Here is a 15,999-nt window from a genome sequence, read left to right as displayed (position 1 = left end):
CAAAATAACCAGCAGTAATCAATTATGGAACAACAATACATCTTGGCCATGGATCAGGGTACAACAAGCTCCAGAGCCATCATTTTTGATAAAGAAAGAAATATCGTTTCAATAGCTCAAAAAGAATTTACACAAATATTCCCAAAACCAGGATGGGTAGAACATGACCCACATGAAATCTGGTCCACGCAAGCCGGTGTCACAGCTGAAGCAACAACAAAAGCTGGACTGAATGGCAAAAACATCGCCGCAATCGGAATAACCAATCAGCGGGAAACTATTGTTGTATGGGAAAAGGAAAGCGGCAAACCGATCTACAATGCCATTGTATGGCAAGATAAGCGGACTGCGGATTATTGTGATGAACTCCGCAAATCGGGCAAACATGAAATGATCCAGAAAAAAACGGGACTTATCCTAGATCCTTATTTTTCAGCAACGAAAATAAAATGGATTCTTGATCATGTCGATGGCGCAAGGGAAAAAGCTCAAAATGGTGAGTTGATCTGTGGCACTATTGACACCTGGCTGGTATGGAATCTTACACGCGGAGATGTTCACATTACTGATGTGACCAATGCTTCACGTACACTTCTGTTCAATATCCATACAATGGACTGGGATACCGAGCTTCTAGAATTATTTGATATTCCCGCCTCCATGCTACCTCAGGTGAAAGAAAGCAGCGAAATATATGGTGAGTCCAGAACAACAATCTTTGCGCATAAAGTCAAAATTGCCGGAATCGCCGGGGACCAGCAAGCAGCACTTTTTGGTCAACAATGCATTGAAAAAGGCATGGTAAAAAACACCTATGGCACAGGATGTTTTATGTTAATGAATATTGGCAATAAACCAATCATGTCCAAAAACAACCTACTGACGACCGTAGCCTGGAAGATTAACGGGAAAACCGAATATGCCTTAGAAGGAAGTATATTTATAGGCGGCGCACTGGTCCAATGGCTACGGGATAATCTTAATATTATTTACAAATCCGCAGAGATTGAACAGTTGGCACTCTCCGAAAAAGATAACGGTGGAGTAACCTTTATTCCCACCTTCGCAGGTCTGGGTGCACCTTATTGGAACGCCAGAGCACAAGGCACAATATTCGGACTAACACGTGCAACGACAAACGGGCATATTGCCAGAGCTTCACTGGAAGCAATCTCACTCCAAACCAGAGATGTGTTAAAGGCCATGGAAGCAGACAGCGGAATACCGATCAAGGAACTTCGCGTGGATGGCGGAGCAACGGCAAATAATCTTCTGATGCAGATCCAGGCCAATGTACTGAACAGCAACGTCATTAGACCTAAAATCACTGAAACAACAGCTCTGGGAGCAGCCTACCTGGCAGGATTGGCAGTCGGTTTTTGGAAAAACGAAGAAGAACTTTCCAAATTCTGGGCGCAAGACCGTCTTTTTGAACCCGAAAAGGAACAGCGAGAACAGACCCAACAAATTATTAAGCAATGGATCAAGGGTGTTAAAGCATTACAATTCTGGACAGAAAACTAACCAATACTTATGAACCATTATTTAGCAGAATTTATAGGCACAACGCTCCTTCTACTTCTTGGAAACGGTGTCGTGGCGAACGTAATCTTAAAAGGCACAAAAGGAGAAAATAGCGGATGGATTGTGATCACGACAGCATGGGCCTTGGCTGTGTACGTTGGCGTCGTATTCGCAGGCCCTTATACAGGCGCTCACTTAAACCCAGCAGTGACTATCGCCATGGCGCTTCATAAAGCGCTCCCCTGGACGGAAGTGCCAGGCTATATTCTTGCCCAAATTGCGGGCGGTTTTTGCGGGGCTATGCTAACTTACATCATACACAAAGATCACTTTGACGCGACAGCCGATCCGACCACAAAATTAGGAGTTTTCGCTACGATCCCCAATATCCGAAATACCACGACAAATCTGGCGAGCGAAATCATCGGAACTTTCGTCTTAATTTTTGTCATCTTTTTTATCACCGGACAAGATGTGACCATCAATGGAAAGACTGAACCTATTGGAATGGGCTCTTTAGGCGCGATACCCGTTGCTTTTTTAGTTTGGGCTATCGGATTATCATTAGGCGGAACAACAGGCTATGCGATTAACCCTGCAAGGGATTTGGGACCACGTCTATTCCACGCACTCTGGCCAATTAAAGGGAAAGGAGATTCGGATTGGTCGTATGCCTGGATTCCTATTATAGGACCTATCACCGGAGCGGTGCTAGCGTTTGTTGTCTATATTTTAATAAAATAAATAAGGGATAAAATAATAAGGGATTCAATAAATTGAATCCCTTATTATTTATGCTCGTTTTGGTTTTCGGTGACCATATTCACGGTCACGTTCAAAAGTATTCATGTGCCGTTCTTTTTTTACGGGATAAACATCTTCAATAACAATCAATATCCCTTTCTCTTCCACAGTACCGAACTCATCATTTCGGGCAGTGCCAAAAGACTTCATCGTTGGAGACAAGTTCATGTAGGTATTGATTAACGGTGGAATATTTTCTCCCAACGCCCTGACATGACTATTTAATATTTTATACCCTTCTTTATAATCTAATCCATCAAAAATACCCACAAAACGATCGTAGTCATTTTTAATTTCGAGGTCAGGAAGTGGGACAACCAATTTATCGCGATCTGGGAAATAGTAATCCATGAAGTAAAGCAGCATATCTCTAGCATCCTTGTTATAATGAGGATACATCGTTACTTTTCCAAAAAGATACTTAATTTCGGGGTTCAGCATAACCAAAGCACCCAAACCATCCCATAAATTGTCTAGCGAAAAAATCCCTTTCCTATTATCAATTGCCGGCTGATACCTAGGCTGAACAAACGATCGGCCCAGTTCAATTGTATACGGTAAATAATCTTTTGTAAACTGATCAGAGAACTGAAAATAATGAGCTGTAGATAAATTGGGAATACCATTTGCCTCCCCTGCTTCAGCACATTTAATCACACGATATCCTGCAACAACTTCTTCATCTTCAGGATTCCAAGCGATCAATTGGTCATAACAGTCTTCGCATGTATCGTTTTCATCAATGTCGATGGAAAGCCCTGTACCTCCTCCTGCGCCACGGAACGTCAACTCTCGTAACCGGCCGATCTCACGCATCACATTTGGCGAGTTATGATAGTTGATTAAATATATCTCGTTATTTCCATTGTTGGTATAGCGTAAGAAAACCTCTTTATTCAATTCGGCTTTCAATAATTCTCTATCAACTGGAGGTATAATTTCTTGCATAAATTCTATTTTTCTTGAGCTAATCCATAAACCCTTCTTTTCACTTCTTCAGCCCAAGTCTTTTCGTTTTTTGATTGATCAAACGCTGTATAAGGGATTCTCTTTCCTACTATAATGTTAACGGTATGCCCGCGCTGGGCAAACATTTCATCGGGTAAATATAACATTTCAATGTTTACCTTAAGACCTATTTTTTGTCTAAGCCTTGCAAAATTATAAAAAAACTTAGAGTTTTTGCCGTCAATCAGTACCGGAATGACATCTTTTTTATATTTTTTTGCTTTACTAATAAAACTTTTTTTCCATTCCAGGTCTTCAATACGCCCATCTTTCTGTTTTCTAGAAACCAGCCCCGCGGGAAATACAAGCAATGCATCATCTGCGCTGTAGGCTTCTTCAATTGCCGAAATGACTTGTTTCCCTTGAGTCCCCAGTTTATTCACTCCTACAAATAAAGGCCTCAAATTACCTATATTTAACAAGATATCATTGACCAAAAATTTCACGTCCCGCCGATGCTTTCCGATCGCATGCATAAAGGCAATACCATCCAATCCACCCAGAGGATGGTTGGATGCGAAAATTACCGGATCAGACACCGGAATATTTTCTGCGCCGTATAAGTTTACTTTCACTCCCAGATCATTGATTAACGCATCGACAAAATCCAGTCCTTGCAAATCTGCAAAGCGTGTCATGATATCATTGATTTCATCCTCATGGATGGTTTTCTTCAGATAGTTCAGCAGGAAAGATGGAATCCATTTTGCTAGTCCAGCATTTTTTTTGTGAATAACTTCGCGTATATCAATAAATTTTTTATTCTCACTCGTAATCATCAATCTTATTTTTCTGACTAAAAACACCTACTTGCCCTATTTAAGCATAGCAAATAGCTGACAAAAATACTAACAGAATGCTAATAAAAGTACAATTTTAAACATTAAAATTGTACTTATTTGCAATAATGTGATTACTTACTTTTATTTTATCCATTAAATTCAAAAAAGCCTCTGTTTCATGGAGGAACCTGATCTATAAAAATTTCCCTTTCACATCATTTTTTTTATTAAGTTTGGGTATGTTAATAGGACAATTTCTTTCAAACGCAGATTTCAGCATTCAAAAAGCTGATTCAATACAGCAGGCATTAGAAAAATTACAGGACATGCTTTGTAAAGAATTAGTTGTTTTAAATGGAGATGAATATATTGGATTTGTCAACGAGTCAATTTTATTGGATGCTGACAATGAAGAAGCTCCTATTTCCGCCATTAAAATTAATACAGCCCCGATACAGCTTAAATTTAACCAACATCCCTATGATGCTCTAGTCATGATGACCGTATATAATAGTTCACTGGTTCCTATTTTGGATCAGGATAACAAATATGTCGGTGTTTCTACACAATTAGATATTTTAAAAGCAATTTCATTGATTCAATCTCAAAATGAATCCGGAGCTATTATTGTCCTATCAATTGGATTACATGACTTTTCATTATCTCAAATTGCGCACTTGGTGGAGAGTGACAATTGTAGAATTCTCAATTGCGCTACAAAAATAAACCTTGAAAGCGACTCGATTGAAGTTACTTTAAAAGTAGATAAATCCAATATCAATGCATTGCTTAATTCTTTCCTAAGACATAATTATATAATTATGGAGACACACAATACTGTTGCCGCTTTTGATGACACAGCAGAACGTTATCAGCAGCTTATGAATTACATCAACATTTAGTTATTTAAGATTAGTTTTTTTCTCATCTTTGCCCCATAAATTCAAAAAATATGAGAATTGCGATATATGGACGAGAGTTTCAACCCTCCGTTATAGCACATGTGAAGCACTTGTTTAAATATCTCGTTAATAAAAACGTCGATATTTGGGTTTATGACCCCTTTTATAAGTTCTTGACAACGCAGTTTGAATGTGATTTTAATTTCCCTACCTATCATACGTACGAGGAAATTAAAGACAGCGCAGATCTTATGCTCAGTTTAGGTGGCGATGGAACAATGTTGTCCGCAGTATCACTCATAAGAGACTCTGGTATACCGATTGCAGGAATTAATTTTGGGCGTCTTGGCTTTTTGGCCTCTATTAATAAAAATGATTTCGAAAATGCAATAGATGATATATTAAACAATCGTTACGATATCCAAAAACGTGTTCTTCTATCCGTAGAGTCTGAACAGATCAATTTATTTCAGGGCAATCATTATGCACTTAATGATATTACGGTATTTCGTTATGACAGCTCTGCCATGATCACTGTCAACGCACGAATTAACGGTGAACTGCTCAATTCTTATTGGGCGGATGGTTTGATTATCGCCACCCCTACTGGTTCTACAGCCTACTCACTGAGCTGTGGAGGCCCAATCATTATGCCTGAAAGTGGAAATTTTGTCATTACACCGATTTCACCACATAATCTTAATGTCAGACCAATCGTTATTTCAAATCAATTCACGCTTGAACTTGAAATTGAGAGCCGAAGCAATCAATACATACTCAGCTGTGACTCAAAAAACGAGTCTATTGATACGTCGGTCAAACTGACAATTAAACAAGCCCCATTCACGATTAACCTGATTCGTCTTCCACACGAAAGCTTTTTTAGCACATTGAGAGAGAAGCTACTTTGGGGCATCGATGTCAGAAACTACTAATCTTTATCATATTGTACTTCTGAATTTCCAATTAAAAATCGATATTTGGAACAAATAAGCGTAGATAAGATACATAAGGCGTCTATAGTGAGGTTTCAACAATAATGATCAAACGAATTCATTCTGCGAGGTCAAAATTCGTTTGAAGATAATACACAGAGAACCAGTTTCTGGTTTTAACACACGAATAAGCTGTTAGTAGGCTAAAGGTGTTAATTTTATTGAAAATAGCAACAATGAGCTTTTTAGATCAAATTGATAACATTAAATTACCCCAACATATTGCCATTATCATGGATGGTAATGGCCGTTGGGCAAAACAAAAAGGCAAACTCCGGGTATTTGGCCATCAAAATGGTGTAAAAGCGGTAAGAGAGGCCTTAGAAGGATGCGTTCAGGCCAACATTAAATTTCTAACACTCTATGCATTCTCCGCCGAAAACTGGAATCGACCAAAACTGGAAGTGATAGCGCTGATGGAGCTTTTGGTTTCCTCTCTAAAAAAAGAGATCAAGACATTTCAGGAAAATGGTGTCAGACTAAATGCCATCGGAGATATCAGCAAGCTTCCGTCGAATGCACAAAAAAAACTGCAGGAAACAATTGACGCTACTAAAGACAATACACACTGCACACTAACCCTTGCCTTAAGCTATAGCTCTCGTCAGGAAATCGTGGAAACAGCCCGAAATCTGGCTAAAAAAGTTAAGGCCGGAGAATTGAGCATAGAAGAAATCAATGACGACATGTTCGCTGCTAATCTCTATACCCGAGACCTACCAGATCCAGATTTATTGATCAGAACCAGTGGAGAACTTCGGATCAGTAATTTCCTTCTTTGGCAAATTGCCTATTCTGAGTTATGCTTCATAGAAAAGATGTGGCCAGAGTTTACAAAAGAAGATTTATATAAATCAATTGTAGAATATCAACAGCGAGAAAGACGGTTTGGAAAAACAAGTGAACAGTTATAAATGATTTTATTAAATTTGTCAACTGATTTGAATAAAAAACAAGCTGGTTAAATTTTCTTAATTAACAAAAATTAACAACTGATTGGTGTACTTTAGCGCCAATAATTCAAGATAAATGAAGCGTATACTACCCGTAATACTATTTTTTGGTCTCTCATCAATGCAACTTGTCTATGGACAGGAAAATGGTGCGTTCAACTTAAATGATCCCGAAAAAATCAGTTATCTCAACCCTAAAAACTATGTAATTAGTGCTGTTGACGTAACCGGAACACAATTTTTAGATAAAAATGTATTAATTACCATATCTAAATTGTCTGTAGGTCAATATTTGGAGGTACCAAGTGAAGCTACCGCAAAAGTAGTAAAAGATATGATGGCTCAAGGCCTCTTCGATGATGTCGAATTATGGGCAGAAAAAATTGAGGGCGAAAACATCTTTTTGACCATCCGTGTAGTAGAACGTCCTCGTTTAACACGCATTGATATTAATGGACTAAGCAAAAGCCAAACCGAAGAAGTACGTAAACGCTTAAATAGCAATACAGGTAAAATCGTCAACGAAAATTTGATGAATACTACACGTGCAACGATTCAACGTTTTCTAAAAGAAAAAGCTTTTTTATACCCTGAGATTACACTCAAAACAGTTAAGGATTCGGCGCAAGCCAATAACGAAATCCTGATTGCGGATGTGGATAAAAAACATAAAGTTAGAGTCAAAAAAATGAACTTTACAGGCAACGAACATTTTTCTCAAAAAGAGCTGCGGAAAATGGCGAAGCCAATCAAACAAAAGATGTGGTACCGCATCTTTGGCCCAGGTAAATTCAAAGAAGAGAAATACAAAGAGGGTAAAGAAAACCTGATCAAGAAAATGGCGGCCAAAGGGTATCGGGATGCCGAAATCTTAAAGGATACGGTCATTCGGGATGGAGAAAAAAATGTATTGGTAAATTTTGATATTTACGAAGGGCCTAAATATTATGTTGGTAATATTGTATGGACAGGAAATGCAAAATATTCGGATACGCTATTAAATAAAATTTTAGGAATCAAACGCGGGGATGTATTCTCCGAAGAAAAACTGAACACCAAATTGCTAGGCGGTGGTCGAAATTCTGATGATATTTCATCGATCTATATGAATGATGGATATTTGACTTTCTCCGTAGATCCAGAGCAGACACGTGTTTATAATGATACCATCGATTTGAATTTACGCGTTTACGAAGGTGCACAATATACCATTAACAACGTCATTGTAAAAGGTAACGATGTCACGAATGATCGTGTGGTCTTACGTTCTATTTATACGAAACCGGGGCAAAAATTCTCGAAAGAGCAAATTATGCGAAGTGTTCGTGAAATTGCCCAATTAGGAAATTTTGATGAACAAAAAACAAATCCAGTTCCGACCAATTTAAACTATGCCGAAGGAACAGTGGATATTGTTTATAATGTAACCGAAAAACCTTCTGATCAGGTAGAACTTTCAGGGGGATATGGTGCAGGACAGATCATCGGTACACTAGGATTAACCTTCAATAACTTCTCCACAAGCAATTTCTTTGATAAGAGCTCCTGGAAACCCCTACCCCGTGGTGATGGACAAAAATTAAGTGTACGTGGCCAGACTTCAGGTAAACGTTATCAATCCTATAGTTTTTCCTTCTCAGAGCCTTGGTTAGGTGGAAAAAAACCGATCTATTTTGGTTTAAGTGCTTATACCTCTAGTTCATCCTATGGTGGATTCAATTATTACACCGGCGAGCAAGTTGTAAAAGATTCGGAATTGAACCGTATTTGGATGACGGGTATCACCGCAACCTTAGGTAAGCGTTTACAATGGCCTGATAACTGGTTCCAAGCCAATACCTCATTATCGTTCCAACGTTACAAACTTCAAAATTATGGCAACTATTTCTTGTTTGACAATGGTACAGCATACAATATTAACTTGACACAAGAATTTAGCCGTAACTCGATAGATGCTCCGATCTACCCTACTTCGGGTTCGAACATCAAATTCTCAGTACAGCTAACGCCTCCTTATTCATTGTTCAATAACGTTGACTATAAAAATGGTACTCCGCAAGATCGTTACCGCTGGACTGAATACCACAAATGGAAATTCGATTCACAATGGTATGCAAAAATTGTAGGAAAATTAGTTTTTAAAGCTCAGGCACAGTTTGGTTTCTTAGGAAAGTATTCCAATAAAACAGAAATTTCTACTTTCGAACGATTCAAACTTGGTGGTGATGGTATGCAGGGATTTGATTACCTTCAGGGTTCAGAAATTATCGCTATGCGTGGTTATGCAAATGGTGTGATTATTCCAGAAGGCACTCAAAATGTCAACGTAGCAAGAAACTCGGGTAGCCCGATCTACACGAAGTATCAAATGGAATTGCGTCATCCGGTGATGTTAAATGATCAAGCGACTGTATACGTATTGGCATTTGCCGAAGCAGGTAACACTTGGAACAAATTCACTGAATACAATCCATTTAAAGTACGCCGTTCGGCGGGTGTAGGTGCCCGTATCTTCTTACCTATCTTTGGTATGCTGGGAATTGACTACGGTCACGCATTCGATCCTATCCCAGGATTACCGAGCAGCACCTGGAAACAAAACTTTACATTTAGCATTATGCAAAATATGGGTGGATTCTAAGGTTGATCCAAGCCTTAAGATCACTCCTAATAAAAAAAGCTATCGTACAAACTGCGATAGCTTTTTTTGTATCAAATTAATTTTCAAATTTAAAGCAAGATATAGCTAAATCTTCCTATATTGAAGTAAGCTTATTTTCAGCAACAAAAGTTAGCCATACTGCCCCTTCTAGAAGGGCATCTTGAGAATCGGCCAACAAGTTAAATAGTGTTAAACCCGAGAAATATCTGTTAGATTGCATCTTTTTTGTTATTTTTGAGCCGTAAATTTATTTAAGGCGATTTGCTAGATTAAACTTTTGAGCGTATACATTGTCATAAAGTAAATTAATGTTAAATAATAAATTATAGTCTATAAAACTTACAGGAAATATGAAAAAAATATTGTTAGTTATAGCTTTTGTAGTCGTGAGTGCTACAGCGACATTTGCTCAACAGCTTGCGTATGTAGATTCAGAATATATCCTAAAACATGTCCCCGAATATACCACTGCACAAAAACAATTGGATGATCTTTCTAAACAATGGCAGGAAGAGGTTGATCAAAAATATGCTGAAATAGAAAAATTATATCAGGCTTATCAAAAAGATCAAGTTTTATTAAACGAAGATATGCGTCGCCGTCGTGAAGACGAAATCGTTACCAGAGAAAAAGAGGTAAAAGATTATCAAAAACAAAAATTCGGATTCGAAGGTGAACTTTTCAAAAGACGTGTGCAATTGGTAAAACCTATTCAGGACCGTGTGGCAAAAGCGATACAAGAAGTTGCTTCAGCACAAAATTTTGATTTCATTATGGATAAAGGAAAAGAATCCACTTTCCTATATGCGAACCCAAAATTGAATAAAAGTAATGAAGTCATTACAAAATTAGGTTATAAACCTAATCCTAGTCTTGCAAACTAAGCTGGAGTTTATTATCATTGTAGACACAAGTAATACAAATAGTAATTAATTAGAAAACTAAAAAGATTGCCATAGAGATGGCTTATTAGATTAAAATGAAAAGCATGAAAAATTTATTTAAAGGTGCGGTTGCTATAGTGGCAGTATTTTTCTCAACTCAATTCGCGAATGCGCAGCAAAAACTTGGTCATATCAATTTTGCTGAAATCATTCAATCCACTTCAGAATACAAAACAGCTGAAGGCCAATTGAAAACATTGAGTGACGGTAAAACAAAAGAAATTCAAGATATGGTTACCATTTATCAGACTAAACAAAAAGAGGCGAATGATAAATTACGTAACAGAAGTGAAGCGAATAAAGAGACCGTTGATCCTGAAATCAATAAATTAGGTCAAGAGTTACAAGATATTCAATCGCGTATCCAAACTGCACAACAAGCAGCACAAGAAGAATTGGGTAAAAAAGAAGATGAATTAATTACGCCAATTCAAAGAAAAGTAGCTGAGGCAGTCACTGCAGTATCGAAAGAAAAAGGTATGGCTTATGTATTTGATATCTCAAGTACAAACATTCCTTATTTCCAAGGTGGAGAAGATTTAACTGCTGCTGTTAAAACTAAATTAGGTATTTCTGCTACAGCAGCACCTGCAGCACCAGCGAGAAAATAATAACATATTTAACGGCATAAAAAAGGGATTATTCGAATGAATAATCCCTTTTTTATTATCCCTTTTCTTCACCCAAACCCTGAAATCAGCAGCTGATTATGTTACTAAATGAGTTAAGAAATAGCTATTAAAATTGATTCATGAATAGGAATAAAAATCTGCCATACGATTTTCTTGTTTTTACCAGCTAAAATTTAGATATTGTAAAAAAATACATATCTACCCTAATGAAAACATCATGAGCTCAAATTTGTTTACTAACGAACAAATAGGACAACTCATGGAAGCTTCATTGCTACAAATGGTTTTAATCGCATGAAATGATCATGGGCTTAAATCAGCTCAAAGGCTTATATAACTCAGTCTATGATAGCTTCAATGCTATTAAACCGCCGAAGGCAGCACGAATGCCTTTGAAAACAAACTGGTAATGAATAAACAAATTATTCTAATGAAAAAGAAAGTAACTGAGGATCATCCAAAGAAAGAAAGAAAAGTAACATCTGGTCCCATCCGAGACAAAGAACGCACCAAAGCACGCATGATCGCTGCGGTAGGAAAAGTCATCCAAAAGAAAGGCTACCATGCCTTGAACGGTCCGAATATCGCGCTTGAATGTGGATTAAATAAAGCGCTTATCTGGAACTATTTTGGTGGTCTCGACCAATTGGTTGAAGCTTACTTAACGCAAAAAGATTTTTGGCAAATCGGAGATAAAGGAGTTTTGGAACAGATGGTATCACATCCACAGGATATTGATGTTAACCTAGTAAATGAACTACTAAAATCCCAGTTGAATACATTTTTAAAAGATAAAACCAAACAGAAAATCATTCATTGGGGATTGGGCGAGAAAACAAAAGCACTAAAAAATATCGCTGATCGCCGTGAAGCTCTTGGCGAAGAATTATTTAAATACTTTGATCCAAAATTTGAAAATTCTGAAAATGATGTAAGAACGACATTAGCTTTATTGATTAGTGGAATTTACTACCTAAGCTTACAGGCCAAATCGACGGGCAGCACATTTTGTGGCATCGATATCAATACAGAAGAAGGAAAAAAACGTATCGAAAAAACGATTGAAAAAATACTTAAGCAGACATTTATCGACGTAGAATAACTCGATAAATAAAAGAACCTCAGCTTCCAAGAAATCTCCATAATTTCTTGGAAGCCTCTTTTCCCATTCCCCGATCTTTTCCTTATAAATTTTCAGAAAATGATGTGAACAATCTGCTTTTTTGATTTATTTTTATTATGTTAGCATAACAAAATAATATACTATATTTGTTATGTAACCAATATTCGAGCATATGATCGGTCAACTAATATTTGCAGTTTGTTTTCTGGGCGCATTATTTTTCTTTAGTAAAAATGCACGGCAGATCTATAGTAATATCAAATTAGGTCGAGAGTTAGATCGTTCTGACAGGTCTTCGGAGCGTTGGAAAACGATGTTGTTGGTTGCCTTTGGGCAAAAAAAGATGTTTAAGCGTATTATTCCTGCCATTCTGCACTTATTTGTCTATTTAGGCTTTGTTATCATCAATATTGAAATGTTGGAGATTATTTTCGATGGCTTATTCGGAACCCATCGGGTATTTTCGTTTTTGGGAAGTTTCTATAATTTCCTAATTGGCTCATTTGAATGGCTGGCGCTTGGGGTGTTGGTGTCCTGCTTAGTCTTCCTGATTCGAAGAAATGTCATTCGAGTAAATCGCCTGAACAGTAAAGATCTTAATAATTGGCCCAAAACCGACGCTAATATCATCTTGGTAACAGAAATTCTGCTGATGTCGGCTTTTCTGCTGATGAATGCAACCGATCTTAAATTACAACTTTATGGATTCGAGCATTTTAAATCAGTTGGTTCGTTTCCAGTAAGCCACTATCTCCTACCCTATTTGCCAACAACAACTACGACTTTATATATCATCGAAAGATCTTGTTGGTGGTTTCATATATTAGGTGTATTGGCTTTTTTAAATTACCTGCCCTACTCGAAACACTTGCATATCATACTCGCTTTTCCCAATACCTATTTTTCAAACTTGGACGCCAAAGGGAAATTATCCAATATGGCTGCTGTAACAAATGAAGTAAAAGCAATGCTTGATCCAAGCTTTACGCCGCCATCTTCGGATGGAATAGCGCGTTTTGGAGCCAAGGATGTTCAGGATTTAACATGGAAAAGCCTTTTGGATGCCTATACTTGCACCGAATGTGGACGTTGCACATCCTCCTGTCCTGCCAATATCACCGGAAAACTCCTCTCACCGCGAAAAATAATGATGGATACAAGAGATAGACTAGCTGAAGTAGGTAATAACATTAAGGTAAATGGCAGCTTCGTGGAGGATGGCAAGTCTCTCATTGATACCTATATCAGCCGCGAAGAATTATGGGCTTGTACGAGCTGCAATGCCTGTGTAGAGCAATGCCCTGTCAATATTAATCCATTGGACATTATCATCGAACTTCGTCGCTTTGCGGTTATGGAGGAATCTCAGGCGCCCGCAAGTGTCAATAATATGTTTGGAAACATTGAGAATAATGGTGCGCCATGGAAGTATGCACAAATGGATCGCGCAAATTGGACTCAACAACAATAGTTTAATGATGGAAAATGAATTGAAAGTTCCAACAGTCGCTGAACTGTTAGCTAAGGGAGAAACTCCCGATATATTATTTTGGGTGGGATGTGCCGGTAGCTTTGATGAGCGGGCACAAAAAATAACACGTGATATTTGTCGAATTCTCCAACACGTTGGCATTAACTATGCTATTCTTGGAACGGAGGAAAGTTGTACCGGTGATCCTGCTAAAAGAAGTGGAAATGAGTTTTTATTTCAGATGCAGGCCATGATGAATATAGAGGTTTTGAATGGCTACGAAATCAAAAAAATTGTAACCGCTTGTCCCCACTGTTTTAACACACTTAAAAATGAATACCCTGCTTTGGGTGGTTATTACGAAGTCATTCATCATACGCAATTGATCCAAAGCCTCATCGACGAGGGCAAGTTGAAACCGGCCGACAATAACATCTTTAAGGGGAAAAAAATAACCTATCATGATCCTTGCTACTTGGGTCGCGCAAATGAAGTCTATGAAGCACCTCGAAAAGTTCTTGAAAGTCTAGATGCACAACTTGTTGAATTAAAACGCTGCAAGAGCAACGGTCTATGCTGCGGTGCCGGCGGGGGTCAAATGTTTAAAGAACCCGAATCAGGTAAGAAAGATATCAATATTGAGCGAATTGAAGAGGTAATAGCAATACAGCCACAGGTTGTTGCTGCGGCATGTCCTTTCTGTATGACGATGTTAAAAGACGGTGTAAAAATAAAAGAGAAAGAGTCCGAAATAGAAGTACTCGATATTGCAGAAATAACAGCCCGGGCAAATAAACTTTAACTATTTCAGTTTAAAAATCACGATATAAAACAAGAAAGGCTTGATCCGAAGATCAAGCCTTTTTTTGTTAAGGACATTACCCTTTAACTTGCTAAAAGCTAGCCGTCATAGGCACCCCGCCGGTTAAAATATGGGTACCTATGATCGAGCTAGCGATGGGTAATTTCTCCTATTCCCCATCAATCAAACCAAGTTGATAGCCATTTCAAAGATAGAACGTATCGTCCAACTATCTATTGATCATTTTGTAGAAAAAATTGATCAAATTGCAAATTTCAAAAAAAAATCAATGGTTTTCCCAGAAGAGCCTGCGAAATCCAAAAATTGCAGTCTGATATGCTGATTTAATAAAATCTGGTGTAAGAAAATCAATAGATAGGGATCAGCAAGTAAATGGAGCAGCCGACGTATCCATCCATCTTTTGCTCTACAGAATACAGTTAGCGCATTAGCTTTGCAGTGCTCAACATACATATCGTGAGATATGCTATGCTTCAGACAACTGGCGGGGATTTTACCGCTTATAATGCTTAGAAATGATTTTATTTTATCAATTTTCATGATTTTAAGCTGTCAGGCGAAACCGTCTGTGCAGGAAGACAAAAGGAGGAGCAGTAATTAATAAAGGGGTAACAAGACCTTTGAATTGTAATATAATTAGTTAAAGAATTTCTGTTAGAAAACTCCAAAAACACTATTAAAATAAAAGCAGCCTTAACAAAGTAGAGGAGCTGTGTCAAGACTGTATTAGAAAGCAAAACCTGTTAAAACAACAACGCTTTTTTAAATCTCATTTTTTCGGATCCATTTTGTTACCTCTGGCGCCTCATAGTTTTCCATCTTATCTAATAGCCCTTCAATTGAATCGCTTATCAACAGCATTTCTCTATTCTCCTGTTTTAAAAGCCCCTCAAGAACCATATGATCCATAAATTTGATCAAATGATCATAAAACCCATTAATATTTAATATCCCAACAGGTTTTCTATGTAGCCCCAGTTGTGCCCAAGTAGTCATTTCAAAAAGCTCCTCCAGTGTCCCAAATCCACCGGGCAGCGCAATAACTCCTTCGGCATAATCATTCATGATTCGTTTACGATCATGCATACTATCTACTACAATTAACTTTGTTACGCCGCGATGTTCCCGTTCTTTTGAGTTTAAAAAATGGGGAATAACACCGATGACCGAACCACCCTTTTCCAGAACGGCATTTGCAACCACGCCCATTAATCCTGCGCGTCCACCGCCATATACCAATTGCACATTCCGTTGTGCAAAAATATGACCTACATATTTCGCTTGATCCTCATAAATAGTGGAATTGCCCAAACTGGAAGCGCAAAACACAACAATGCTTTTAATTTTATTCATATACAAGTATAAAAAATAAGCAG

At 37.9% G+C, this 15,999-nt stretch carries 14 protein-coding genes; 11 read left to right on the top strand and 3 right to left on the bottom strand.

Annotated elements, in window-relative coordinates:
• The first annotated feature begins 24 nt into the window (after positions 1 to 24).
• Together glpK and HMAT_RS00305 are read left to right on the top strand one after the other, a co-directional pair.
• Entirely contained in the window at positions 25 to 1,524 is a 1,500-nt protein-coding gene (glpK, locus tag HMAT_RS00310; protein ID WP_104380841.1) for a glycerol kinase GlpK, read from the top strand.
• Between the two features lie 9 nt (positions 1,525 to 1,533).
• Complete coding sequence (locus HMAT_RS00305; protein ID WP_104380840.1) at positions 1,534 to 2,268, top strand: MIP/aquaporin family protein; 735 nt, start codon at positions 1,534 to 1,536, stop codon at positions 2,266 to 2,268.
• Positions 2,269 to 2,316: 48 nt separating this feature from the next.
• Here the strand turns inward: HMAT_RS00305 and HMAT_RS00300 are convergent, their stop codons facing one another.
• On the bottom strand, positions 2,317 to 3,276 hold the full coding sequence (locus HMAT_RS00300; protein WP_104380839.1) for a GNAT family N-acetyltransferase: 960 nt from the start codon (positions 3,274 to 3,276) through the stop codon (positions 2,317 to 2,319).
• Between the two features lie 5 nt (positions 3,277 to 3,281).
• On the bottom strand, positions 3,282 to 4,115 hold the full coding sequence (locus HMAT_RS00295; RefSeq protein WP_104380838.1) for a 1-acyl-sn-glycerol-3-phosphate acyltransferase: 834 nt from the start codon (positions 4,113 to 4,115) through the stop codon (positions 3,282 to 3,284).
• 242 nt (positions 4,116 to 4,357) lie between these two features.
• On the opposite strand from HMAT_RS00295, the gene HMAT_RS00290 reads away from it, so the two are divergent.
• From HMAT_RS00290 to HMAT_RS00250, 9 genes are all read left to right on the top strand, one after another.
• Positions 4,358 to 5,020, top strand: coding sequence for a CBS domain-containing protein (locus HMAT_RS00290; RefSeq protein ID WP_104380837.1), 663 nt, complete (start codon positions 4,358 to 4,360; stop codon positions 5,018 to 5,020).
• Between the two features lie 50 nt (positions 5,021 to 5,070).
• Positions 5,071 to 5,955 (top strand): NAD kinase, encoded by an 885-nt coding sequence (locus HMAT_RS00285; RefSeq protein WP_104380836.1) that lies wholly within the window; start codon positions 5,071 to 5,073, stop codon positions 5,953 to 5,955.
• Between the two features lie 236 nt (positions 5,956 to 6,191).
• Entirely contained in the window at positions 6,192 to 6,929 is a 738-nt protein-coding gene (locus HMAT_RS00280; RefSeq protein ID WP_104380835.1) for an isoprenyl transferase, read from the top strand.
• 115 nt (positions 6,930 to 7,044) lie between these two features.
• On the top strand, positions 7,045 to 9,609 hold the full coding sequence (gene bamA, locus HMAT_RS00275; RefSeq protein WP_104380834.1) for an outer membrane protein assembly factor BamA: 2,565 nt from the start codon (positions 7,045 to 7,047) through the stop codon (positions 9,607 to 9,609).
• Between the two features lie 371 nt (positions 9,610 to 9,980).
• On the top strand, positions 9,981 to 10,514 hold the full coding sequence (locus HMAT_RS00270) for an OmpH family outer membrane protein (protein ID WP_104380833.1): 534 nt from the start codon (positions 9,981 to 9,983) through the stop codon (positions 10,512 to 10,514).
• A gap of 104 nt (positions 10,515 to 10,618) precedes the next feature.
• A complete protein-coding gene (locus HMAT_RS00265; RefSeq protein ID WP_104383229.1) occupies positions 10,619 to 11,185 on the top strand; it encodes an OmpH family outer membrane protein in 567 nt (188 codons plus the stop codon).
• A gap of 451 nt (positions 11,186 to 11,636) precedes the next feature.
• Positions 11,637 to 12,308: a TetR/AcrR family transcriptional regulator gene (locus tag HMAT_RS00260; protein ID WP_104383228.1), complete on the top strand. Its 672-nt coding sequence runs from the start codon at positions 11,637 to 11,639 to the stop codon at positions 12,306 to 12,308.
• A 193-nt stretch (positions 12,309 to 12,501) separates the two neighbouring features.
• Positions 12,502 to 13,800, top strand: coding sequence for a (Fe-S)-binding protein (locus HMAT_RS00255; protein WP_104380832.1), 1,299 nt, complete (start codon positions 12,502 to 12,504; stop codon positions 13,798 to 13,800).
• A 7-nt stretch (positions 13,801 to 13,807) separates the two neighbouring features.
• Positions 13,808 to 14,602 carry a (Fe-S)-binding protein gene (locus HMAT_RS00250; RefSeq protein ID WP_104383227.1) on the top strand — a complete coding sequence of 265 codons (795 nt, stop codon included), beginning with the start codon at positions 13,808 to 13,810 and terminating at the stop codon, positions 14,600 to 14,602.
• 783 nt (positions 14,603 to 15,385) lie between these two features.
• Here the strand turns inward: HMAT_RS00250 and HMAT_RS00240 are convergent.
• Positions 15,386 to 15,976: a TIGR00730 family Rossman fold protein gene (locus HMAT_RS00240; RefSeq protein ID WP_104380830.1), complete on the bottom strand. Its 591-nt coding sequence runs from the start codon at positions 15,974 to 15,976 to the stop codon at positions 15,386 to 15,388.
• Between the last annotated feature and the right edge of the window lie 23 nt (positions 15,977 to 15,999).

Source organism: Sphingobacterium sp. HMA12, from assembly GCF_002933815.1.
GTDB lineage: Bacteria > Bacteroidota > Bacteroidia > Sphingobacteriales > Sphingobacteriaceae > Sphingobacterium.
Note: the sequence above shows the minus strand (reverse complement) of the source record. Positions and strands in the feature narration are given on the sequence as shown.